13 protein-coding genes are annotated in these 25,767 nt (G+C 67.1%); 7 read left to right on the forward strand and 6 right to left on the reverse strand.

The annotated features are described in order from the left end of the window. Positions 1-37: 37 nt before the first annotated feature. The 4 genes from ABVN73_RS27400 to ABVN73_RS27415 all read right to left on the reverse strand — a co-directional run bounded on the left by ABVN73_RS27400 (position 38) and on the right by ABVN73_RS27415 (position 5,182). Positions 38-1,717 carry a glycosyltransferase 61 family protein gene (locus ABVN73_RS27400; protein ID WP_353862032.1) on the reverse strand — a complete coding sequence of 560 codons (1,680 nt, stop codon included), beginning with the start codon at positions 1,715-1,717 and terminating at the stop codon, positions 38-40. A gap of 150 nt (positions 1,718-1,867) precedes the next feature. Next, a complete protein-coding gene (locus ABVN73_RS27405; protein ID WP_353862033.1) occupies positions 1,868-2,899 on the reverse strand; it encodes a discoidin domain-containing protein in 1,032 nt (343 codons plus the stop codon). 108 nt (positions 2,900-3,007) lie between these two features. Further along, positions 3,008-4,315: a hypothetical protein gene (locus ABVN73_RS27410; protein ID WP_353862034.1), complete on the reverse strand. Its 1,308-nt coding sequence runs from the start codon at positions 4,313-4,315 to the stop codon at positions 3,008-3,010. Positions 4,316-4,360: 45 nt separating this feature from the next. Continuing rightward, entirely contained in the window at positions 4,361-5,182 is an 822-nt protein-coding gene (locus ABVN73_RS27415; RefSeq protein ID WP_353862035.1) for a hypothetical protein, read from the reverse strand. Positions 5,183-5,771: 589 nt separating this feature from the next. On the opposite strand from ABVN73_RS27415, the gene ABVN73_RS27420 reads away from it, so the two are divergent. From ABVN73_RS27420 to ABVN73_RS27445, 6 genes are all read left to right on the forward strand, one after another. Further along, positions 5,772-6,125 carry a hypothetical protein gene (locus tag ABVN73_RS27420; RefSeq protein WP_353862036.1) on the forward strand — a complete coding sequence of 118 codons (354 nt, stop codon included), beginning with the start codon at positions 5,772-5,774 and terminating at the stop codon, positions 6,123-6,125. A gap of 108 nt (positions 6,126-6,233) precedes the next feature. Beyond that, the gene (locus ABVN73_RS27425) at positions 6,234-9,161 is read left to right on the forward strand and encodes an FG-GAP-like repeat-containing protein (protein ID WP_353862037.1); all 2,928 of its coding nucleotides are present in this window, start codon (positions 6,234-6,236) and stop codon (positions 9,159-9,161) included. 390 nt (positions 9,162-9,551) lie between these two features. Then, on the forward strand, positions 9,552-11,690 hold the full coding sequence (locus tag ABVN73_RS27430) for a peptidase domain-containing ABC transporter (RefSeq protein ID WP_353862038.1): 2,139 nt from the start codon (positions 9,552-9,554) through the stop codon (positions 11,688-11,690). Positions 11,691-11,705: 15 nt separating this feature from the next. Further along, a complete protein-coding gene (locus tag ABVN73_RS27435) occupies positions 11,706-13,052 on the forward strand; it encodes an HlyD family type I secretion periplasmic adaptor subunit (protein ID WP_353862039.1) in 1,347 nt (448 codons plus the stop codon). A gap of 202 nt (positions 13,053-13,254) precedes the next feature. Further along, positions 13,255-14,562, forward strand: coding sequence for a discoidin domain-containing protein (locus ABVN73_RS27440; protein WP_353862040.1), 1,308 nt, complete (start codon positions 13,255-13,257; stop codon positions 14,560-14,562). 130 nt (positions 14,563-14,692) lie between these two features. Next, positions 14,693-16,138, forward strand: a complete 1,446-nt coding sequence (locus tag ABVN73_RS27445; RefSeq protein WP_353862041.1) for a hypothetical protein — start codon at positions 14,693-14,695, stop codon at positions 16,136-16,138. A 100-nt stretch (positions 16,139-16,238) separates the two neighbouring features. Here ABVN73_RS27445 and ABVN73_RS27450 read toward each other — a convergent pair whose 3' ends face one another. Both ABVN73_RS27450 and ABVN73_RS27455 read right to left on the reverse strand, forming a co-directional pair. After that, positions 16,239-17,144, reverse strand: a complete 906-nt coding sequence (locus ABVN73_RS27450; protein WP_353862042.1) for a GDP-L-fucose synthase — start codon at positions 17,142-17,144, stop codon at positions 16,239-16,241. A 202-nt stretch (positions 17,145-17,346) separates the two neighbouring features. After that, positions 17,347-19,647 (reverse strand): glycosyltransferase family 1 protein, encoded by a 2,301-nt coding sequence (locus ABVN73_RS27455; RefSeq protein WP_353862043.1) that lies wholly within the window; start codon positions 19,645-19,647, stop codon positions 17,347-17,349. Positions 19,648-20,083: 436 nt separating this feature from the next. On the opposite strand from ABVN73_RS27455, the gene ABVN73_RS27460 reads away from it, so the two are divergent. Further along, positions 20,084-25,720 carry an FG-GAP-like repeat-containing protein gene (locus ABVN73_RS27460; protein ID WP_353862044.1) on the forward strand — a complete coding sequence of 1,879 codons (5,637 nt, stop codon included), beginning with the start codon at positions 20,084-20,086 and terminating at the stop codon, positions 25,718-25,720. Positions 25,721-25,767: the final 47 nt, after the last annotated feature.

Here is a 25,767-nt window from a genome sequence, read left to right on the forward strand (position 1 = left end):
CATGCGACCAGCCTCGTTCCGCCGGGTTCCGCCGGCCTCATTCCACCGCCGGAGGCGCAACCTGGGGCGCGGCCAGGGCATCGGCATAGACATCCATTCTTTGGAACCCAACCGACAGGATCCGGTGGTCGCCCGAGCCGGCCTCCTGGCTGGCCGGGGAACAGGCGCCCGGCGCCTCGATCCACAGCACGCGCTCCCCATCCGGGTTCTCAAAGGTCAGGTCGATCCTGTCGAGACACCCATCGGCGTCCAGGGGCAACAGCTCATTGCCCAACCGGAACCGCAGGCCCTGCGACAGCCCCGGTTTGAAGAGGGACAGCACGCAGGACAGCCGCACCCGCTCGGGCAGCGGGGCATCGAAGGTGATGGAGGCGAGGGTTCCGTCCATCCAGGTGCCCCAGTCTTCCGCGTTGCTGAAGCCTGTGAAGGACGCCGGCGTCCCGCCGATGGCGTTGGCCCGGAAATCGATGTGGAGCGGCCCCGTCCAGGCGCGATCCGGCGCGTTCCCCCCCGGCAGTCCGGCGCCGAACGCCTGCCGGTGCAGATGATGCACGCGGGCCATCGCCTGATCCACGTCGAGCGACCAGCTCACATGCGTGTTGCCTCCGCCGACCAGGCGCGAGACATGCATGTGATAGTCGATTCCCAGCGCACGGCTCAGCACGAAATAATGGGGTGCGCTCAGGAAGCCATGCGGAAACAGCTCCAGGACGACCGTCGAGCGCCGGCAGAAGCCGAGATTCGTCAGGCCGGCGCCATGGCTGCCGACGACGAACCCGGCCTTCGCGAAGGCGAGGACCTGCTGGTCGTAGGACAGGGCCGACGCTTCCAGAATGGTGAAGCCCGCCGCGGACAGGCGGTCGATGAGGGCGCCCTCCTCGATCAGCAGGCGCGCGCCGCTGTCGCGCCGGCTGAGATAGATCCGGTCGCCGCCAGCCCGGTCCTCCGGCTCCGCCCCGCCCCGGAGCGCGCCCAGGATGGCGGCGTAGGTGGAAGCGGTCCACCGCCCGGGAAACCAGGTCGGCTCGAAGGTCATGGACGTCACGATCAGGCGGCTGAAGCGGTGCGGCCGGTTGCCAAGCTCCACGAGGCGGTCGGCTCCGACCCCGAGCAGTTCCAGAGAGCGCCGTTGCCATGGCCGCAGGGTCGGAACCGCCAGACGGACGCTGTCCAGCAGATTGACCTCCTTGAGGAAGGTGACGATGCCGAGGGCGTCCTGATGCCAGTGGTAATAGTTGTTGCAGGAGTGATGGCACAGCAGCACGGTCGGCCCGCTGACCTCCACGAGGCCGCCGTCCGCGGGACCGTCGCGAAGCGCCCGGAGGCTGGGCAGCCCGCCCAGATGCAGGAACGGCGCGTCGCGCAGGGCTGGCCAGAGGCTTTCCAGAACCAGGGTGCCCGCATCATCCACCACGCAACAGGCGTCGCCCGCCACCGTCGCGTCGTTCAGAACGATCAGGCGCAACGGCGGCAGGCTGTGCACCATCGTCTTTTCATAGGGAAAGCGGTTGAAGCCGCCGAGCGCGTCGAGCGCGGCACCGTCGTAATCCGCGCAGGGAGCGACGGAGAAGCCGCGCTCCTCGTCGTGCCGGATGCGCAGAACCGTCTCGGCCCCGCCGTCCAGCGCCAGCGTCTTCCACCCATCGTCGTGCAGGTCGGCGGTGTGGGTCGGAAACGCGTCGAGAACCTTGCGGGTGTTCAAAGAGAAAAACTTCATGGCGTTCGGCGCACCGGGTGAGTGGGCGAAGCGGCGCGGCCGGAGGCCGAACCGGCGACGGAAGGACGCCGCCGGATGTTTGAAAACAGCAATCGCGGGCGGCTTGTCAACCTGCCCATCGCCGCGGCCGAACCAATCGCCGTCCGCGGTTCAGGGAACCCGGGCCCAAACCTCCACCTCGTCCACATGCAAATTCTCGCATTCCCGGAGCTGCAGACGGACGAAGCGGGCCTCCACCCCCGGACAGGACAAGCGAAGGGGTGCTCCCTCCACACCGCCGATCGGGCTGCCGTCATGGACATACAGCCTGTCCCAGACGAGGCCGTCCCGGGATGACAGGACCATCAGGCTGCGCAGCCGTCCCATCGTTTCAGGAACGTCGGTGCGGTTGTAGACGACCACCGTCTCGATCCGGGCCACCGTGAGCAGATCCACCTGCCACCAGGGCGACTCCTCGCGATCGGTGTGGAACCCGAAACCGCCGGTCCGGATGCCGTTGACCGCGCCCTGCGGATCGTTCGTCCGCGACCAGCGGGACACGGAGCTTTGCGCGGCGGGCTTGTGGAGGGCCACATTGCGCAGAGGCCTCTCGTCGGGCTCCGGCGGCGGCGCCACCCGCGCGAAGAAAGCGGAAGCCCCGCCGTCACGCTCCGCCCGCATCCATTGCAGAGCCAGTCCGAAACCGGCGAGATGACGGCGTGCCGGGGCGAACGCGTCGGCAGCCGCGGCCGCGTCGACCGCGTCGGCGCCGGTTCGCAGGAGGACGCCGCCGACCGTGCGCATCAGCCATCGGGCGCCCCCCAGGACACGCATGACGGCGCCCGGCGTGTCCACGACCAGAAGATCGAAGGTCCGATCCGCGAAACGCTCCTCCACCAGCCGGTCCACGGTGGTCGCCCGCATCTCCAGCCGGTCGACGCAGACGATGCCGGCCCCGTCCGGCTGTGCGGGCATGGGCATCACGCTCGACGAGCGGCCGTCGTCGCTGGCCACATGCAGGACCGCGTCCCGCCCCGCCTCGTCGAGGCAAAGGGCCTGGACCGGAATGTGGCCAGGCTTGCTCCAGGCCTTGGCTTCGAGATCGGCGAAGAGCTGGGAAAGCGGCTCGACATAGACGACCGTCTCGGCCCCGCCGTCGGCATAGAGGTCGACATCCCCCCCGCGATGCGCGCCGACATGCATGATGCCTTTGGGGGTGAACCCGACCGAAGCCATGAGGGAAAGGGGAGTCATGTCCGTGAGACCCTTGGCGAGCTTGGCAATACGGTTCCGGCCGGAAACCGGATCGGGTCAGGCCGAAGGACCGGTCGCCGGCAGGGGAATCGGCTCGAGCAGGCTTACCTGACGAAGGACACGGTCGTAAAGACCGCGGGGAACGAGGAACAGCGTGCCCCGCTTGGCGCCCGATTCCGCCTGGGGCGGCATCCAGGGCATCAGAGGCACCAGATCGCTCCCGGCCGGAAGCCGTGGGGCCAGATACTCCAGGGTCAGCTCCAGCCCGTTCTCATAAGCGTCGTAGGCGTAGCCGTGCAGCGGGTGCTTGAAGTCGTCGACCATGATGACGAACTCGCCGCACCGCCCGGCGATCAGCTCCACCTCGTCGGCCAGCGGCAGGTCGTCGTTCCAGTGGGCGTCCAGATAGAACAGCGGCATCCGGAACCGAGGGGAGCCGTCGGTCAGGAGGCCGGACAGGAAAGCCCGCGAATCCCCGTTGAACAGGGACACGTTCGGCAGATGGCAAAGGCGGATGACGCTGTCGTAATAGGCGGCCTCGTCCAGCTCGCACGAAAAGACCGGGCGCCCGTGATGGGCCAGGAATTCGGTCGTCGTGCCCCGGTAGGCGCCGGTTTCGATGAAGGCGTCGAAATGCAGCAGGGCATCGAGATCGCGCAATATGCGGCGGCGCAGCTTCTGTCCGTTGAGCGGACCGCCGAATCCCAGGCGCTGGGACGGCGTTTCCACATCACGCCGGACAGCGCTCAGCACGGCGTTCATGACGGCGGCGATGTCCGCCTCCTGCCGCTCCATGGTCACCAGATGGCGCAAAGTCGGGACCACCCCCCGGGCAAGCGCCATGCGCTCGTCTCCGGTCAGCCGACCGGCAAGAGCCTCGATCCGGGCCTCCTGCACCCGGCGGGCGTCGCAGGACGGCACATCCGCCTCCCCTTCGACGGGAAACAGCGCCAGCCCGACCAGGGATGGAATCCAGCCGATCCGCTGGAGCGACAGGTCCACCCGGCCGCCCGGCAGCGCAACGGCGCCTTGGTGACGCCAGACGGCGTCCGTCTCGTGCCAGCCGCCCGTCGTTTCCCACAGGAGATCGCTCATCGCGTCCACGCCACCGATGCGCAGCGTCATCGGCCGCGATTCCTCGGCCGCGTAGAGGGCCCACAGCTCATACAGGCCGGGGTTGGCGGCCTCCACGGTCCAAGACAGGCAGACCTCGGCGTTGGCGGCGCTTTCCGGAGAGACCAGAACCGACCCGCCATAGCCTCCGTCACGCAGGGCGTTTCGCAGCGACCCCACCGAGTCCGCGTCCAGGGTCAGGATGCGGCCGGGCCGGCGACTTGCGTAGGGGGCGTAGGGAGGAAGGGCCATGGGGTCCGGAAGGGAATGGATTGGAACGGGCCGCGGCGGCGCGCCTCAGCCAGGGAAACGGCGCAAATGGACAGGCAGAACCTGGAAGTCCTCCTGTGACAGGGGAATGTTGTGCCACAGCATGTGCATGTTTCCGGCAAAGCCGAACGTGCCGTCATACATCTGGAAGATCTTGGTTTCGAACGCGGGTTCGTACATCGCGTCGATGCTGTTGTCGGCGATGTTGAAGAGACCGAAGAGATCGCTGCGAACGAAGAAGGCGTTCCAGCGGGTCGCGCAGACCAGCTCGTAACCCTTTTCCTTCCCCAGTTCGATCAGCGCCCGCAACGAGCACCCCTGCTGGACCGACGGATTGAGGTCCTGGATGTAGACGACATCGTTGGGGATGGTCGGGTTGAACTCGATGACCAGCACGGCGGGCCGATGCTCGGTCAGGCTTCGCCACATGTGCCAATCGTTGCCATCGATGTCGATGACAATCAGGTCGGGGTCCGCCGGGATCGGCGTTTGCTTCAACAGATCGTCCAGCGTGTTCCCGGGCGTGAACCCGGCGAAGCTGTTGATGCCGAAGACGCGCCCGTCGTGAGGAGCGTGGTTGCGCTGGAGATCCTCGAAGCGCGCCCGCTCCCCTTCGATCAGCACCGTGCTCCACCCTTCCTCGGCAACCAGCCGCCAGGTGTTGCTGTGGTTGCGGCCATCCCAGGCGCCGATTTCCACACACCACCGGTTGCGGGGACCGACGACGGAAAAGATCGCCTTAATGATCCCGTCCTCGCCGTCTTGGGACGTGGTGTTGCTCTGATGAGCGAGAAGCCACGTGCTTTCCGGCTTTACGCGACGCGCGGGACGAAGCTCGATGATCGGCATGGATTGGGACTGGCTGGCAGTGAAAGGCTGAGTGTGCCCAGCGGATGTGTCCGACTTCGCACGGCATAGGACCATAGGTGAGCATCCCTGGGGTGGCAAGTTATAACTGGCGGCCGACCCAATGGTGTTTTGCCCCCCGACAGGGCGTACGACATGGGCGTGAAAGCGGAAATGGTTCGCGCATCTCCGCAGATGCCAACCGGGTGCCCTCCATCCCAGGCAGCGCACGGGAAACTCCACAATCAATACGACAAATAGCAATAATATTGAAAATTCATCATGACGATTATATCAATTGTGAGGAAAATTGACAAAATTAATTTTGTCAATACTTCTCTTTGAGAATCATTTTTTGAGTCTATTGTTCGTTTCAATGATTCTTTTTAACAAAAATACCCTGGCAATAAGGGGGTCATCAGGCGGCAACTTCCATGGAAGCTTAACATTGCCTACTTTTTTGAGAGCTTCTTTGAGATAAGCCACCTTAAAATAGATACGTCTAAAATCATATAAAATTTGTGGACTAACTTCATGGTATATGCTTCTTTTCGGTGCATATCGCCATGCTTATGATTCAAATGTGTGTTTCATGCATGAAATATTCTCTGAATTCGCAGGGGAGATCGCCGTCCGGGACGGGATAGCGCGCATCACCTTTGTCGGAGACAACCCGAACACGTTCGACCGTGACGGCATGACGCCGAAGGTACGCGTCATTCTGCCGGTCAAGGGCCTGCTCCAGCTCCACAGCGCCCTTGGCGATCTGGTGGGCAAGCTGACGCTCCCCCCGCCTGCCTCCGGGCCGGTCCCGGGGCCGGTGGAACCGGCTGTCCCCACGGCGGTCTCCGGCCGGCCGGAAGCGCCATGGACCGCGCCGGAACCGGCGGCGGGTCCGGCGCAATCGCCCAACTTCACCGCCCACGGAAACCGGACCGGAGACTGACGCCCGGCCTGAAGGAACAACGATCCGGCACCCGGAGCGGGCAGGCGCCCTGCATCGGCAAGCTCCCGGCGGTTCCGGCACACACGACATCTCTGCGGGAGTCCGAACATGACAGCGGTAACGAAGACCAATTCCACGACCATCGCCTCGACCCAGCAGACCTTTGGCTTGGCCGTGGATTTCCCGGACACGACCCAGTCCAGCAAGGTGACGCTGAACGGCACGGTGTCGCTGGGGCAGGTGCCGTCGGGCACCTACAACATCGCCTTCGTCATGGATGTTTCCGGCAGCACGAGCGGCAGCGCCGGCGCCATCGTGGGCGACCAGAACAACGACGGCCAGGCCAACACGATCCTGGACGCCGAGATCGCGGCCTTCAAATCGCTCTACAACGCGCTCGCCGCCTCCGGCCTGTCGTCCAGTTCCCGCGTGTCGCTGATCACGTTCGACACCGCGGCCGCCACCGTGTTCACCGGCGGGTTCGGTTCCGCCGACGTCAACGGCAACGGCCGTGACGACAGCGTGGAGTTCTTCGAACGGCTGACCGGTCAGACCACCGGCAACATGACCAACTTTACCGCCGGTCTGGAGCAGGTCCAGACCTTCTTCGCCAACGAGAGCGCGGCCGGGGAGTCGAATCTGGTCGTCTTCGCGTCCGACGGCGATTGGAACACGGGCAGCAATCCGCAATCGACGGCGGACGCCCTGCGCAGCACCTACTCGGCCAGCATCCGTGCCTATGCCGTCGGGGCGGCCCCCACCCTTTCCACGCTCGACGCGCTCGACGGCTCCCCGGCCAATTCGGCGATCCGCGTGACCGACCTCAGCCAGCTCGGCACCCAGCTCGTCAAGCCGCGGATCACGACGGCCGACATTTCCCGGGTCGAAATCCTGAACGACAACACCGTCGTCGCCACGATCCAGGGCAGCCAGCTCGTCAGCACGCCGCTCGGCCTGCAGTTCACCGCCGATGTCAGCGGCCTGAACATCACCCGGGGCCAGTCCAACAACCTGACGGTCCGCGCCATCGCCAGCACCAATGAAGAGGTGTCGGTGCAGGAGAACGTCGAGGGCATGGTTTCGGCCCCCCCGACCACCACGACCCCGACCACCACCGTGCGCGGCGTGCGCTTCGACTTCGACGGCGACGGCGTGGCCGACGTGCTGTGGCGCAACCGCGGCGACGGCAACATCGCCATCTCCGACAGCTCCAACAACCGCGCCTTCAAGCTGGTCTCCGGCTCGGGCGGCGTGGACAACAATCCAGGCGCCGATTACCGGATCGTCGCCATCGGCGACTTCAACGGCGACACCCGCGCCGACATCCTGTTCCGCAACGCCGACGACAGCTTGGTCGCCTGGCTGATGAACGGCACCACCGTGGCGGGAGGCCTGACCCTGGACGCCCCGGCGTCGCGCGCCTACACCGTGGTGGGCGTCGGCGACTTCGACGGCAACGGCACCGACGACATCCTCTTCGAGAACCGCGGCAGCAACCTGCTGACCGTCTATGCCAACGGCACCAGCGCCAGCGGCAACATCGCCTTCTCGCGCCCGGACGCCGCCTGGTCGATCCAGGGCGTGGACGACTTCAACAAGGATGGGAAGTCCGAAATCCTGTGGCGCCACCGCGACGGCCGGCTGGCCACCCAGGCGGCGGGCGGCACGCTGCAAATGCTGGTCGACGGCAACAGCGCCAACGCCGGCACCACCCTGACCGCCAACGCCCGCGTCGTCGGCACCGGCGACGTGAACGGCGACGGGATCGCCGACATCGTGATGCGCGAGGACTTCGGTTCCGTCTACAGCGTCCTGGTCACCGGCCTCAACGCGGTGAGCGGCATCCAGACCGGCAACGCCCCGTCGGCCAACGTCAACTGGTCGATCTCCGGTGTCGGCAACTTCAACGGCGGCACGGCCAATGCCCCCGACAACACGGTGGAGGTGCTGTGGCGGCAGAACCCGCTGCGCACCTCGGGCAACCTGTCGATCAACGACTACGACTCGGCCAGCGGCAGCGTCCTCAGCAATCCGGGCTCGTCCTGGCAGATCGTCAACGGGTCCAGCATCACCCGTCCGCCGCGCGCCGTGCAGAACAGCGACCTGGATGGCGACGGCAACGCCGACATCATCTTCCGTGACAGCCAGACCGGCGCCATCGGTTTGTGGCGCAGCGACTACAGCTTCTCGGTTTCCAGCCGCAGCGCGATCATCGCCACGCCCTCGCCCGAATGGAGCATGATCGGCCAGGGCGACTTCGACGGCGACGGCAAGGCCGACCTGCTGTTCCGCAACAGCACCACCCAGCAGGTGGGCGTGTGGCTGATGAACGGCTCGACCGTCCGGCGGGCCGAACTGATCAACAGCATCCCGAACAACTGGAACGTCGCGGCCATCGGCGACTTCAACGGCGACGGCAAGTCCGACGTGGCATGGCGCGACACCGACGGCCAGGTCGGCATCTGGCGTATGGACGGCACGACGGCGACCGCCGCCCTGGCCGGCAGCGCCGGGCTGGAGTGGGAGATCAAGGCGGCTGCCGACTTCGACAACGACGGCCGCTCCGACATGCTGATCCGCAACAAGAACACCGGCGCCCTCGGCATCTGGCGTCTGGACGAACAGACCCAGACGATTTCCGGGCAGTCGCTGTCCGCCAGTGCCGGACTCGACTGGTCGCTGGCCGGCGTCGCCGACTTCACCAACGATGGCCGGGCCGACCTGCTGTGGCGCAACAACACCACCGGCCAGGTCGGTCTGTGGCGCATGAACGGCGCCGCCGTCGGCAGCGGCGAGTTCATCCAGGGAATTGGCAGCAACTGGCAGATCCAGGGCACCGGCGACTACAACAACGACGGCAGCGAGGATGTGCTGTGGCGCAACACCACCGATAACATGGTGGCGGTCTGGGACATGCAGCCCTTCCTCAACGGCGGCAGCGTGAACCCCGTGGTCATCGCCAACACGCTCGACTCCAACTGGGTCATCCAGCGCCAGGCCGGCGCTCTGGCCCAGGGCGGGGTCCTGGCCGCATAACGCGGATCCCTTCCGCACGTTTCGAAACGGGGGGCGCCGCCGGAGCGATCCGGCGGCGCCCCCCGCCATCTTTAAGACGGACGACGATCCGGAAAACGCGCCCAGGCTGCACCTCCCGGTCCGCTTTATCGCATGCGCACCCGTGCAACGATGTGGTATGGCCTAATACGTTCGGTGGAGAGCGCTCTGCCTCCGCCTGCAAAGGCGGCCTTCCCCGGCCGACCCAATCCTTCACTTGTCCGCTTCCGCAAGATGACCACAACGAACGCCAGCCTTTCCCGTCCGAAACCTGAAGGCGAAGCCGGCTCCGACGGAGCGGCCGCGCGGGCGGGAGATGCGTCCGGTGCCGAAGCACCGGACGGAGCAGCGCCGCAGGACGGCGGCCCGACGATGTCCGCGGCGGAGACCGGCGCCTATTGCCTGGTCCGCATCGCCCGTCATCACGGCGTTCGCCTGTCGGTCGATCGCATCCGCCACGATTATGCGTTGAGCCAGCGGGCTCCGGAGCCGCGGCTGATGGTGCGCATCGCGCGGGAGAACGGCTTCACCGCGCGCTCCACGTCCCTGTCCTGGGCCGATCTTTTGAACGCGGCCGAGGCCTTCCCGGCCATGACGCGGCTGAGCAACGGCAATTACGTCGTGTTGTCCGGCGTCCGTCCGACGGAGGACGGGCCGCAGATCGTCATCCTCGATCCACTGGCCAGCCGGCCCGACTTCCTGTTCCTGTCCGAAGCGGAATTCACCTCCCGCTGGAAGGGCGAGGTCGTGCTGCTGAAGCGCCGGTTCGCCCTGTCCGATGAGCAGCAGCCCTTCGGTCTGCGCTGGTTCGTTCCGGAGGTCCTGCGCCAGAAGTCCGTGCTGCGCGACGTCGCCGCCGCCGCGATCGTCATGCACATCCTGGGCCTGGTCTTCCCGCTCTTCTTCCAGATCGTCATCGACAAGGTGCTGGTGCATGCCAGCTTCTCCACCCTCGAGGTGCTGGGCGCGGGCATCGTGGTGGCGATCCTTTTCGACGGTTTGCTGACCTTCCTGCGCGGCTACATGCTGCTGCACGGCACCTCGAAGATCGACATTCGCACCGCCACCCGCACCTTCGACCACATGACCCGGCTGCCCGTCTCCTTCTTTGAAAGGACGACGGCCGGCGTGTTGTCCAAGCACATGCAGCAGGGCAACGCGATCCGCGAATTCCTGACGGGGGGGCTGTTCCAGACCCTTCTGGACTCGTCGGTGCTCCTCGTCTTTCTGCCGATCCTTCTTTTCTACAGCGTCCCGCTGACCGGCGTCGTCGTCGGCTTCTCGGCGCTGCTCGCCCTGCTCATCGCCGGCATGGCGACCATCTTCCGCCGCCGTCTGCACGCGCTCTACGAAGCGGAGGCCGACCGGCAGGCCCTGCTGGTGGAAACCATCCACGGCATGGCGACCATCAAATCCCTGGCGCTGGAACCGTCGCAGCGCAAGGCGTGGGATCAGCGCTCGGCCGGCTCCATCGAACGCCATGTCGAGGTCGGCAAGATCTCCTCGGTCGCCCGCGCCGCGTCGGACATCATCAGCAAGATGATGTCGGTGACGGTGATCTGGGTCGGGGCCATCCTGGTTTTCCGCGGTCAGATGACGGTCGGCGAACTGGTCGCCTTCAACATGCTGTGCGGGCGCGTCTCCGGTCCGCTGGTCGCCATCGTCGGCCTGATCCAGCAGTACCAGCAGACGGCCCTGTCGGTGCGCATGCTGGGGTCGGTGATGAACGAGCCGCCCGAGCGCAATCTGGGCGCCGGTCTGCAACTGCCCATCAAGGGGCATGTCGCCTTCGACCGGGTCACCTTCCAGTATCCGTCGGCCAGCACCCCCGCCCTGAACGAGGTCAGCTTCGCCATACCGCCCGGCGCGACGGTCGGGGTGGTGGGGCGCAGCGGTTCCGGCAAGACCACCCTGACCAAGCTGATCCAGGGGCTGCACCAGCCCAGGAGCGGCCTGGTTCGGGTCGACGGGGTCGACCTGCGCGAATGGGACGCGGTGCATCTGCGCAGCCACATCGGCGTGGTGCTGCAGGAAAGCTTCCTGTTCCGCGGCACGGTTCGCGACAACATCGCGATCGCCCGCCCGTCGGCGACGCTGGAGGAGGTGGTGGTCGCGGCGCGCACCGCCGGCGCCCATGAGTTCATCGAGCGGTTGCCCAAAGGCTACGACACCCACCTTGAGGAAGGGGCGACCAACCTGTCCGGCGGGCAGAAGCAGCGTCTGGCCATCGCGCGGGCGTTGGTGCGCAACCCGCCGATCCTGGTGTTCGACGAGGCGACCTCGGCGCTCGACCCCGACAGCGAGTCGATCATCCAGGAGAATCTGCGCCACATCACGCGGGGCCGGACCACCATCATCGTGTCGCACCGCCTGTCGTCCATCCGGAGCGCCGACGCAATCGTCGTGATGGAGAGGGGAAAGGTCGCCGACATCGGCACGCACGACCAACTTCTGGCGCGCTGCGCCATCTACCGGCATCTGTGGGACAAGCAGATGCAGGGAAACCGTTAACCGGGAAGCCCCGTCATGTCCGCCCCTCCCCGTCCCGGCTCAGCCCCGCCGCCGCGCCGCAAGCGTGAACTGATCGATTTCCAGAGCGACGCCCTGGCCCTGGAGGAACGCCCCCTGCCGCGGCTGGCGCGCTCGACCTTGTGGGTCATCCTGGCGCTGGTGACGCTGGCCGTCGTCTGGGCGTCGGTCAGCGAAATCGACCGCTTCGTGATCGCTCCCGGCTCCCTGGTCACCACCGAACCGCCGATCATCGTCCGCCCGCCGGCCAGCACCACCATGCGCGCCATCGAGGTTCATCCGGGGCAGCGCGTGACCGCCGGCACCCGGTTGATCTCGCTCGACACCACCTCCGCCCAATCCCAGCTCGCCGTCATCCAGACCCAGCTCGGGGCCGCCCAGGCCCTGGTGGCGCGGCTGGAAGCGGAAATGTCCGGCCGCTCCTTCGAGCCGGCCGACGACAGCGCCGACCAGCGTCTTCAGAAGCGCGTCTACGAATCCCGGCGCGAGGAGTATCAGGCGAAGACCCGCCTGCTGGACGAGGAGATCCAACGCGTCGCCGCCTCCCTGGAGCGCAACCGTGTCCAGCAGCAGGGCACCGAGAACCAGCGCGAGATCATCAGCCGGGTCGAACGGATGCGCACCGACCTTCAGAAACGCGAGGTCGGATCGCTTCTCAACGTGCTGGAGGTGCAGATCCGCCGCGTCGCCGCCGAGGACGACCTCGCCCGGCTCAAGGCGGAAGCGATCGAACTGGGCGTGCAGGGCGCGAAGGCCGCCGCCGAGCGCCGGGCCTATGTCGAAGGCCGGGCCCGCGAGATCGCCGAGGAGCTGGCCCGCACGACCACCGAACGCAACCGACTGTCCGAACAGTTCGAAAGCGTCCAGCGTCTGGCCGCGTTGAGCGAGTTGGAAGCACCGGCCGATGGCATCGTGCTGGAGGTCCGCGAGGTCTCGCCCGGCTCCGAGGCCCGCGAAGCGCTGGTCACGCTCGTGCGGATCGGCAGCCCGCTGGAGGCGGAGGTGCGCATCGCTCCCGGCGACATCGGGCGGCTGCGCCACGGCGACGACGTGCGCATCAAGATCGACGCCTTCCCCTTCCAGCGGCACGGCACCATCGACGGGCGGCTGCGCCTCATCTCGGAATCGACCATCTCGATGGAGGGCGAGCAGGGGCGCAAGCAGGACGTCTATCGCGGGCGCGTTGCGCTGGAAAAGGTGGAGCTGCGTGATGTGCCCGACAATTTCCGCCTGATCCCCGGAATGACTCTGACGTCCGAGATCCGGATCGGAAAGCGCACGGTGATGTCCTACTTCCTCTATCCCATCTGGCGGAGCCTGGACGAGGGCATGCGCGAACCATGATCCGGCCGGGGCAAGAGGCGCGATGGGACGCCGGGTTCGGGAGGCTCGTCTCGTCTTTGCCGCCGTCAGTCTTCCGGAAGTCGCTCCCGACACCGGATCTTGACGGTGAAACAGGCATTCCGCATTGTCGCCAGTCACTGAAAGTTCTTAGAGTTGCGCCGCGGGTCGATCACCCAGGCCAAGACTGTGTTTCGGAGCGCACATGGCCGACGTTTACGTCAACATCAGCCGCGGCAAGACGGCAACGCAGAGCAGTTCTTATCAGAATTATGGCAATGCAAGCTTGGCCCTGACGGCCGGGCCGACCGGCGCGTTGAGTTTCTGCACCGATCTCCAGGACGCCCCCTGGTGGACCGTTGACCTTGGCGGTGTGTTCAGCGTTCACCGGATCACCGTTTGGAACCGGGAGGATTGCGGGCCGGATGTGGCCCGCCGCGCCATTCCCCTGCAGATCGAGCATTCGCACGACAACCAGACCTGGAAGGCGGTGCTTCGCTGCGATTATCTGTTCGGCGGCGCCCTGTCGGACAGCCCGCTGACCGCCACTCTGGCCGAACCCGTCCTGACGCGCTATGTGCGACTGCGTGTCATCGGAACCTCCTATCTGCATCTCGATCATGTCGAAGTGCTGACCCGGGTTCCGGAAAACGCCATTGTCCTCCCTCACGCCACGGCGACGAACATCCGCCCGAGCCGCAACGCCATGCTTGCGGACCTGAGGTTGCTGCACTCCGCCGGCTTCTTCTCGAACTGCACGATCCTTCTCGAAACCATCATGCAACTGGCGGCCCGCGGCATCGCCGTGGACCGCATCGACGCGACGTCGAGTTTCCTGTTCTTCAAGGACGATCCTCTCGACAGCGAGTATTTCCACGAATTCTTCGATGTCCGGCCGGATGAGATCGACGCGAACGTCCGCCACGATTCCTTCGCCTGGCCGGAGGTCCATGGCTGCTACAAGACCATGGACTATGGAAAGTTCAGACGCTTCGTCCGCTCCTACTTCTCTCCGTCGGCCGACATCCTGGGGCACGCGGGCGTCCTGGCCGAGAAATACGGCATCGACCCGGACAACACGCTGTGCATCTGGTACCGCGGCACCGACAAGAAGGTCGAGTTGGCGCCGGTCGAGGTCGACCATTATGTGAAAGCCGCCGACAGCATCCTGCGGGACAATCCCAATCTGAGGGTCGTGGTCCAAACGGACCAGCAGCAGGTTCTGGAGTATCTGACAGGCTATTACAAGGACCGCTGCGTCTATTTCCCGGAACTGCCGGCGACACAGAACGATGTCGGCTTCCACCACGAGGACATTCCGGGGAAATACGCGATCACCCGGAAGCAGTTTTCCAAATGGCTGCTGGCCGCGGTCATCCTGCTGTCGAAATCGAAGCATCTGGTCAGCCACACGGGCAATGTCGGATTCTGGCTGGCCCTGTACCGAGACAACCCGGTCGGCCTGCGCCAGTTCAATGGGGACAACCCGGCATCGGTCGAATCCGGCGGTTGAAGCCGCCCCGCCGGGACCAAACCCGACGCCGTCCTCAACCAAAGAGGCTTGCCTCGGCCGAGTGGCTTATCCAATATCGCCAAGCCCGGCGCCCCCCTGCAACGCGCCCCCCCGGCCAGGAATCCCATTCATGAGTCTTCTCGCCCGCATCGTCACCCGGTTGCCGGAGCCTGCGCAGTCCCTCGCCCGCCGCCTGAGGGAGTCGGTTCCGGGATTGCTGGTGGCTGAGCGGTTCGTGGCGGACACCGCGGGCCTCGGCGGCATACGGCTCGATCTTCATCCGATCCCGCTGTCCGCCGGACAGCCCGTGACGGTCAGCGTCGTGCAGCCTTCGACAGGCGATGCCCGCCAACTGACGGTGGGGGATTGGGCGCTGTTCCGCGCGCACTTCCATGTGCCGTTTCCGCCCTTCACCAACGAGGCCGGCGAAAGCTTCCACCTGTTCGTCACCCAGGGGAAAACGCCCCCGTCCCTGACCGCGCTCGCGGAGCACGCCCGCCGCACCGGGCTGGACGGCCGCCCGCCGATCACCTTGCCGGAGGCGGGCGGGCACGGGATGATCCGCGTCCTGCCCGGCAGCAACGCGGCCCTTCCGGTGGCCTATGGGATCGACGTGTTCTGGTGCGACCGCCACGGGATGTATTTTGAAGGGTGGGTGCACTGCCACCAGCACCGGGTGACCGGGCTGCGCATCCGGGTCGGGGAGGATGCCTACGAGGTGCCGTCGTTCCGGCGGCGGGACGACCTGCTGGCCTTTCATCCGGAGCACCCGCATGTGGCGGAGGGCGGCTTCGTCGGCTACGTCCAGTGCCGGCCCGGCCAGCCGGTCAGCCTGGAGGTGACCAGCGAGGGGGGCAGCCGCTCCGTCCCGGTCGATCTGCCCAAGGGCAGCCTGCTCAAGGAGCCCTGGACGGAGTTCCAGCACGACACCGTCAACGACTTCGTCCACACGCTCAAGCGCTTCGTCACCGAGGTCAACGAGCGCCGGCTCACCGTGGCCGAGATCGGATCCCGCCACGTCGGCGAGGCCAGCGAGAACATGCGCAGCTACTTCCAGGGGGCCGGGCGCTACATCGGCATCGACATCCACGCCGCCCCGGGGGTCGACGTGGTCGGCGACGCCCATGCCCTGGACCGGCTGGTCGGCCGCGGCGGCATCGACGCGGTCTTCTCGCTGTCGGTGATCGAGCATCTGGCCTACCCCTGGGTGCTCGCCGCGGCGACCAACCGCGCCCTGGCGATGGGCGGCCTGGTCTTCCACAGCGCGCCGCAGACCTACCCGCTGCACGAACAGCCCAACGACTTCTGGCGCTACTCCGACGAGGCGCTCAAGGTCCTCTTCGGCCCGCAGACCGGCTTCGAGGTGATCGCCGCCGGCATGGTCAACGCCATGCACATGCATCCCGAGGAGCGCCGCGGCGTCTTCGCCACCATCCCCCTCAATCCCGGCTACGGGAACGCCTTCATCCTCGCCCGCAAGGTCCGCGACCTCCCCGACGGCGCCGTCGCCTGGCCCATCGACGACAACCAAAGCCACGACCGCGCGAAGCTCTATCCTCAGAGGCCGTCCTCATGACGGACGAAGGGCGGCCCGGACATCCGGACCGCCCTTCGCTTCCGGACCACCGTCCGGGGGCGCTCAAAGCCTGACGCATCCGGCTTTGAGCGGGATGGGATCAGAGACCGCGCAGCACGCCCCGGTCGAGATTGTCCAGATACCAGCGGTAGGTGCGCTCGAACCCCTCGCGCAAGGAGGTCGGAGCCTCCCAGCCCATGGCAGACAGGCGGCTGGTGTCCATCACCTTGCGCGGCGTGCCGTCGGGCTTGCTGCTGTCGAAGCGGAAACCACCCTGATAGCCGATCACCTCGGCCAGCATTTCGGCCAGACCGCGGATGGTGATCTCCTTGCCGGTGCCGAGATTGACGTGCGGCTCGTCGGAATAATTCTTGGCCAGGAAGACGAGCCCGTCGGCCAGATCGTCGACGAACAGGAACTCGCGCATCGGCGTGCCCGTGCCCCACAGCTCGACCGTCTCGGCGCCTGCCACCTTGGCCCGATGGATCTTGACCAGAAGCGCGGCGGCGACGTGCCCCTGCTGCAAGTCGAAATTGTCCCCGGAGCCGAACAGGTTGGTCGGCATCGCCGAAATGAAGTCGCACCCGTACTGGCGCCGGTACGCTTGGCAAAGCTTGATGCCGGCGATCTTGGCGACCGCATACCACTGGTTGGTCGGCTCCAGCGGACCGGTGAGCAGCGCATCCTCGCGCATCGGCTGTTCGGCCATGCGGGGGTAGATGCAGGACGAGCCGAGGAACACCAGCTTGCCGACCCCGGTGCGCCAGGCGCCATGGATGATGTTCGTCTCGATGGCCAGATTATCGTACAGGAACTCGGCCGGCCGGGTGTCGTTGGCATGGATGCCGCCGACCGTGGCCGCGGCCAGGAAAACGGCGTCGGGCTTGGCCGCCGCCATCCAGTCCTCCACCTCGCCCTGGCGGCGCAGGTCGACGGTTTCGCGACCGGCGGTCAGGATCTCGCAGCCCTCCCGCTCCAGCCGACGCACGATGGCCGACCCGGCCATACCACGATGACCGGCAACCCAAACGCGCTTGCCTTCGAGAGAGAATTGAGGGGAGGTCTGCATCAAGAGACTCCGAAAAGCAGAATGGTTCGAACAGAGCACAGCGATGGCCGCAGGCGGTATCCCCTGCGGCCATCGCTGTCAAGACGGATGTTCATCGTTTCCGGAAGGGCGGTGGCGCCGCCCGGCCGCTTTCCCGGATTCAGGTGGAGTGCCGATAATCCAGAGGACGCAGGGCCTGACGTTCCAGCACCTCCAGGCGGCCGAGCACATCGTCGGACCGGTTGATCAGCAGGCGCTTGAAGCCGATCCCGAGCGCCCGGCCGTCCAACGCCTTCAATTCCGCCATCTTCCCGGATTCGAAGCGGGCCTTCACCGTCAGGCGAGTGGGCAGGATGCGCCCTTCGCCGTCCAGGCGCGGCTGCAGGCGGAAGCCGATGAAAACCTCGTCGGCGTTCAGATAGCCGGCCACCAGTGTCTCGCCCTCCTCTTCGACCTGGAAGGCCGTCCCCCGCAGCGGGCCGGGAACCTGGAGCAGAAGATAGGCGTGCGCGCCATCCTTGGCGTCCGGTGGAAGCTGAAAGGCGAGCGACGCTTCCGGATACCGGGTCCAAGCCCCCCACTCCTCCGGCTCGTACCAGGAGTCGCCGGCGCGAAGCTCCTCCGCGGCGAGAAAGGCGATGTCCGGCAGATAGCCGTTGCGCAGCTGCCCGCGCCGGGTCTGCAGGATCTGCGCCAACATCTCCTCGCCCAACCGGTCGGCCAGCCCGTCCGGCAGGGTGGCGAAGCAGTATTCCTGGCCGCAGGCGATCTCCGGATAGGCGCTCGTCCGCGGTGTCTGGCATGCCTGCAAACAACCGGCGATGACCCGCTCCGCGATCGTCCGCCACGCGTTCGGCCGATAGCTGGAAGCGATTTTCCGCTCCAGATCCTCGCGATAGCCGGTGTCGGTGATCAGGCGGCGGATGACGGGAACGGCGGAGGCGGTGTCCTGCGGGTCGACGTAGAGCGCGAATTCGCCGCCGACCTCCGGCAGGGAGGATGTGGTGCTGGTGACGCAGACCTTGCCCTTCGCCAGGGACTCGCCAACGGGCAGCCCCCATCCCTCGTACAGGCTCGGATAGACGGTGAACTGGCAGTTCTTGTAAAGCCAGTTCAGCTCCTCGTCCGAAACGTCCTTCAGGATGTGGATCTTGCGCTGCAGATTGTTGGTTTCGGTCAGCTTGGACAGGAACTGCTCGGCCCGCCAGCCGAGCCGGCCCACGCAGACGAGATCGGGCACGTCGACACCCGACCTCAGCAACTCCTGCCAGACGCGGTAGATGAAAATGTGGTTCTTGCGGCCCTCGATCGTCGAGACGAACAGGGCGAAAGGCTTCCGGATGCGCTCGACGAACACCGGGGACGGCGGGGTGTCGGTGCCCATGAACTCGTCGAAGGTCGATCCGTTCTGGGTGACGGTGACCGGAGGCGCCGGATAGCCGATTTCCTCCGCATAGCGCTGGAGGTCCCGCGCGGTGTTTTGCGACACGGCGAAGAACAGGTCGGTGTTGCGCAGGGCGCGCTTCAGGAAGGTCGTGAAGACGCGCGCGGTTCCCTGGTCGCAGGTTTCACGGGCGTAGATCGGGATCAGATCGTGCACGACCATCGCGAAGCGCAGGTTCAGCTCCCGCTTCAGCTCGACGATGCGGCGGAAATAATCGCGGTTGACCCAGGCCGCCCCGAGCAGGCACAGCACGGTCTCCTGGCCGGCGAGAGCGCCGTAGCTCGTCTGCAGCGGCGCCGACTGCGGCAGCATGCCAAGCTTGGCATCCTCCTTGGAAAAGGCGACCCGCCGGTCACGGGCCGGCCGCATCAGATCCTCCAGAAGAGCGCTCATGAAGTCGACCGAAATCTGGATGAATTGCGCCCGCCGGTTGTTGTAGCTGAGGAACATGAGCCGGCGCCGGTCATAGATGCCGTTGCGCAGCATGGCCAGCAGAATGCAGGACTGGACCCGCTGGATGCCGGTCAGGTTGTCATGATGGCCGATGTAGTAGACCAGGTCGGAAATGTCGAACAGGATCGCGCAAGACCCCGGGATCGACACATTCTCTCCGGAAAAGAGCACCGGCGCTTCCGCCATGCCGGAGGAGCCGCCGACCGGCTCCTCACGGCCGCCCTGCATGACCATGCCGTCCTCGTAGACGATCATCGACAACAGCTCCGCTCCGGTGGAGCGGGAGCGGATCGCAACCGGCGTGGATGGGGGCAACGGCGGCTGGAAGACGAGATCGAAGCCGCACTCGGCCTCCCCATAACCGGCGGCCGCGACATCGTGACGCGGGAGGTCGGCGTTCACCTCCACCTCATGCGCGCCGCCGATGACAACGGCGATCTTGCCCGAATCCCCGTCCAGCCGCTTGTACCAGCCAGCAAGCCGTTCGCTGTCGACGCAATCGATGGATAGAATCTCTTGTCCGCTGTTTACGAAACAGCTGCGGTCACGATGAATGGACAGCATGATTTTTGCGAATCGCCGGTAAGAGGAAGTCGGGGATAGCTAACATTTTAGTCAAGAACAGTCAATCTTGTGGGCGACTGCGCCCCGAACAATAACGTTCCAGAGGTCATGGCGGAAGCCGACGTCCGTCATTCACGATCAACGATCGGGAATCCCCGGGTACCGCCTCACGATTGGCAGTCACCGCTCTGAACAGCCCGGGTTGCCAAAGTCCAGACACCCCTCCACGGCGTGCCGCAGCGGGTGAACCTCCCCGAGGGCGCAGCCGCAATGCCGGCGCCCAAGCATATCCCAAAAGGCGACTGCATTGTTGCCAATTATCATTTTACGTGAGAATTTTCCGCTCACTTCCGCTCCGGTGGCGCAAACAGCCTTTGATCTGTGTGCGAATTTTCCGGACGCACGGCGGGTCGCTTTCACACGCGGGTGCATGACCATGGCAACGTTCACCGGAACCTCCGAACCCGACAGCCTCACCGGCGCCGGTGGAAACGATTCACTGGAAGGTCTCGGGGGCAACGACACGCTGTCAGGGATGGGCGGCGACGACACGCTGTACGGCGGCGACGGCAACGACCTGCTGGACGGCGGCGGCGACGCCGACCGGCTGGAGGGCAACGACGGCAACGACACGCTGATCGGCGGCACCGGCGACGATGGAAGCGGTTATTACCGCGGCCTGTTCGGCGGGCGCGGCCAGGACAGCCTGGACGGCGGGTCGGGCAACGACTGGCTGGAGGGCAACACCGGGGCCGACACGCTGATCGGCGGCGCCGGCAACGACTGGATGCACGGCGACAACTACTACGTCTCGGTGACCCGCGGCGGTGACGACAACGACCCGAACGACTGGCTGGACGGCGGGGCCGGCGACGACACGCTGTACGGCGGCGAGGGCGACGACACGCTGATCGGCGGCACCGGCAACGACCAGCTGTCCGGCGAGAACGGCAGCGACAGCCTGGACGGCGGCGACGGCACCGACAGCCTCTATGGCGGCAACGGCGACGACTGGGTCGCCGGCGGCGCCGGAAACGATCTCCTGTACGGCGAGGCCGGGGCGGACACGCTGGCGGGTGGCGCCGGCAACGACACGCTGGACGGCCGGGACGGCGACGACAGCCTGGACGGCGGCGACGGCAACGACCTGGTCCAGCCGGGCTCGGGCAGCGACACCATCACCACCGGGGCCGGGGCCGACACCATCCAGGGCACGGTGGCGGAGCTGAACGGCGACACCATCACCGACTTCTCAGCCGAGGATCTGATCCCGATCAACGGGGCGTACTTCGAGAACGACGCCGTGCATCTGACCCGCTCGGGCAACGGTGGCACCCTGTCGGTGGACATCCAGCCGGAGCTGGGGCTGGTGCTGAGCAGCCTTCCCGCCGGGGAGGTGCTGGCGCTGTGGAACGGCGACGGCATGCAGCTGCGCTTCTCCCCCGCGGGCGGCAACGGGGCGACGGTGACCGGCGGCGCGGACGTGCTGTTCGGCACGGCCGGCGGGGAGCTGATCAACGACCCCGGCGGCAACGACGTGATCCACAGCCGCGACGGCAACGACACGGTGCTCAGCGGTGCCGGCAACGACACGGTGTCGGGCGGACGGGGCAACGACAGCATCGACGGCGGCACCGGCGACGACATCCTGGCGGGCCAGGAGGGCAACGACACGCTGCTCGGCGGTTCCGGCAACGACAGCCTGCACGGCGGCACCGGCAACGACGGCCTGTACGGCGGCACCGGCAACGACGTCCTGCACGGCTTCGACGGCAACGACGGCCTGTACGGCGACAGCGGCGACGACACGCTGTACGGCGGCGACGGCAACGACCTGCTGGACGGCGGCGGCGACGCCGACCGGCTGGAGGGCAACGACGGCAACGACACGCTGATCGGCGGCACCGGCGACGATGGAAGCGGCTATTACCGCGGCCTGTTCGGCGGGCGCGGCCAGGACAGCCTGGACGGCGGGTCGGGCAACGACTGGCTGGAGGGCAACACCGGGGCCGACACGCTGATCGGCGGCGCCGGCAACGACTGGATGCACGGCGACAACTACTACGTCTCGGTGACCCGCGGCGGTGACGACAACGACCCGAACGACTGGCTGGACGGCGGGGCCGGCGACGACACGCTGTACGGCGGCGAGGGCGACGACACGCTGATCGGCGGCACCGGCAACGACCAGCTGTCCGGCGAGAGCGGCAGCGACAGCCTGGACGGCGGCGACGGCACCGACAGCCTCTATGGCGGCAACGGCGACGACTGGGTCGCCGGCGGCGCCGGAAACGATCTCCTGTACGGCGAGGCCGGGGCGGACACGCTGGCGGGTGGCGCCGGCAACGACACGCTGGACGGCCGGGACGGCGACGACAGCCTGGACGGCGGCGACGGCAACGACCTGGTCCAGCCGGGCTCGGGCAGCGACACCATCACCACCGGGGCCGGGGCCGACACCATCCAGGGCACGGTGGCGGAGCTGAACGGCGACACCATCACCGACTTCTCAGCCGAGGATCTGATCCCGATCAACGGGGCGTACTTCGAGAACGATGCCGTGCATCTGACCCGCTCGGGCAACGGTGGCACCCTGTCGGTGGACCTCCCGTCGGAGCTGGGGCTGGTGCTGAGCAGCCTTCCCGCCGGGGAGGTGCTGGCGCTGTGGAACGGCGACGGCATGCAGCTGCGCTTCTCCCCCGCGGGCGGCAACGGGGCGACGGTGACCGGCGGCGCGGACGTGCTGTTCGGCACGGCCGGCGGTGAGCTGATCAACGACCCCGGCGGCAACGACGTGATCCACAGCCGCGACGGCAACGACACGGTGCTCAGCGGTGCCGGCAACGACACGGTGTCGGGCGGACGGGGCAACGACAGCATCGACGGCGGCACCGGCGACGACATCCTGGCGGGCCAGGAGGGCAACGACACGCTGCTCGGCGGTTCCGGCAACGACAGCCTGCACGGCGGCACCGGCAACGACGGCCTGTACGGCGGCACCGGCAACGACGTCCTGCACGGCTTCGACGGCAAAGACGGCCTGTACGGCGACAGCGGCGACGACACGCTGTACGGCGGCGACGGCAACGACCTGCTGGACGGCGGCGGCGACGCCGACCGGCTGGAGGGCAACGACGGCAACGACACGCTGATCGGCGGCACCGGCGATGATGGAAGCGGTTATTACCGCGGCCTGTTCGGCGGGCGCGGCCAGGACAGCCTGGACGGCGGGTCGGGCAACGACTGGCTGGAGGGCAACACCGGGGCCGACACGCTGATCGGCGGCGCCGGCAACGACTGGATGCACGGCGACAACTACTACGTCTCGGTGACCCGCGGCGGTGACGACAACGACCCGAACGACTGGCTGGACGGCGGGGCCGGCGACGACACGCTGTACGGCGGCGAGGGCGACGACACGCTGATCGGCGGCACCGGCAACGACCAGCTGTCCGGCGAGAGCGGCAGCGACAGCCTGGACGGCGGCGACGGCACCGACAGCCTCTACGGCGGCAACGGCGACGACTGGATCATCGGCGGCGCCGGAAACGATCTCCTGTACGGCGAGTACGGCGACGACACGCTGACCGGTGGGATCGGCAACGACACCATCGACGGCGGCAACGGCACCGACACGGTCGTGTTCAGCGGCTCCCGGTCCGGCTACACGATCACCAGAGTCAACGCGAACACGCTGACGGTAACCGGAACGGACGGCACCGACACGGTGTCGAACATCGAATATCTGTCCTTCGACGACCTCCTTCTCGATGCGGCGGAACAGTCGGTGACGGTGGTGTCGATCACCGCGGCGGCGGCGACCAACGCCGAGGGCAACGAAGGCTCCACCCGCTTTACCTTCACCGTGAGCCGGAACGGCGATACGACAGGAACGGGAACCGTCAAATGGGCGGTGACCGGCAACGGCTCGTCCTCCACCTCGGACTTCACGGGCAACGCCTATCCATCCGGCACCGTGACCTTCGCGGCGGGACAGAAGACGGCGACCATCGTCGTCAACGTGAAGGGGGACGACGCGGTGGAACCGGACGAGACCTTCCTCGTCACCCTGAGCAGCCCGAGCGCCGGCCTGTCCCTGGGGACCAGCACGGCCATCGGCACCATCCGCGACGACGACACGCCACGCACCATCACGCGCGGCGTGGGCTTCGACGTGGACGGCGACCGGTCGGCGAATCTCCTGTGGCGGAACCGGGACGGCCGCGTGGCGGTGACGCTTCCGACGGGCCTGACGGTGCTCGGCGGGTCGGGCGGCGTGTCGAACAACCCGGGGGTCGATTACCGGCTGATCGGGGCGGCGGACTTCAACGGCGACGGCAAGGCCGACCTGCTCTACCGCAACGCCGACGACAGCCTGGTGGTGTGGGAGCTGGACGGCGCCACGGTGACGGGCGCCCGCACGCTGGCTTCGCCGGGCGTCCGCTGGCAGGTGGCGGCGATCGGCGACTTCGACGGCAACGGCACGGCCGACATCGTCTTCCAGGACCGCGCGGCGCTGACCGGCGGGCAGATCACCGGCCAGATCCTGGTCTATGCCGACGGCCAGGCCCCCGGCGGGACGCCCGCCCCCGTTGCCGGGCCGGGCGTGGGATGGAGCATCGTCGGCGTCGACGACTTCGACAACAACGGCAAGGCCGACCTGCTGTGGCGCCATGTCGACGGCCGCCTCGCCGTCAGCGCGCCGACGGACTCCACGCTGACGGAGGTTCTGACGCGGGCCAACCAGAATCCGGGCTCGACGGCGCTGCGGATGGCGCGGGTGATCGGCACCGGAGACGTCAACGGTGACGGCACCGCCGACATCCTCAGCCGCGACCGCGACGGCACGCTCTACGCCACGATCATGAAACCGAGCGCGCTGGGCACGGTTCTGGACACCCAGTCGGCCGGCCTCGGCGGCACCTTCGGCGGCTCCTGGTCGGTCGCCGCCGTCGGCTCGTTCGGCAGCGACGGCCAGGCGCGCCTGGTCTGGCAGCAGGATCGTCTCGCCAACGCCGGCAATCTCAGCGTGACCGGGTGGGAGAAGACGACGGGCACGGTGCAGACGAATCCGGGTGCGGAGTGGGCCCTGGTGAACCGCCAGGGTCTTTCGGTGGCGCCGCGGGCGGTGAAGGGAACGGACTTCGACGGCGACGGGGTGGCGGACATCCTGCTGCGCAACCCGGCGACCAACCAGGTCGGCGTGTGGCGGCTGGACGGCTTCTCGGTGGCCCAGGGGTCGGGCCTGGTGTCGGCGGTGCCGGGGCCGGAGTGGTCGCTGCAGGCGACCGGCGACTTCGACGGCGACGGCAAGGCCGACCTGTTCTGGCGCGACACCCGCACCGGCGACATCGGCATCTGGATGATGAACGGCACCCAGCTGCGCCGCGGCGAGCTGGTCTCCTCGCTGCCCAGCGAATGGATGCCCGCGGTCACCGGCGACTTCAACGGCGACGGCCAGACCGACATCCTGTGGCGCAACACCCGCACCGCCGAGGTCGGGCTGTGGGACATGGACGCCGGACGGGTGCGCTCCGCCGCCGCCTTCGGCCAGATCGGCGCGGAGTGGAAGCCGCTGGGCGCCGCCGACCTCAACGGCGACGGGCGCGCCGACGTCCTGTGGCGCAACGAGCGCAACGGCGAGCTGGGGCTGTGGACGATGAACGGCGCCACGATCCTGCAATCCGGCCTGACCGCCGTGCAGGCCCCGGGCGACTGGTCGCCGGCGGCGCTGGGCGACTTCGACGGCGACGGCAAGGCCGACATGCTGTGGCGCAACAAGGCGAGCGGCCAGGTCGGCATCTGGCGCATGGACGGCTTCGGGCTGGCCGGCGTCGCCGCCCCCGCCCAGGTCCTCGACAGCATCCCCAGCGACTGGTCCGTCGAGGGCACCGGCGATTACGACGGCGACGGCATGGACGACATCCTGTGGCGCCAGGAAAGCTCCGGGCAGATCGCCGCCTGGTTCACCCGCAACCGCGGCGGCGAGGTCGGCGTCACCCCCTACCTCTTCGCCAACGCCGGAGGTTGGACACCCGTCCGCCCCGCCGGCGACCTCGTCGGGGCCGGCTGACGACAGGTTCAGGGCCTCGACCGGCGGCGCCCGATGGCAGGCATCGG

It is taken from the genome of Azospirillum formosense, from assembly GCF_040500525.1.
Classification (GTDB): Bacteria; Pseudomonadota; Alphaproteobacteria; order Azospirillales; family Azospirillaceae; genus Azospirillum; species Azospirillum formosense_A.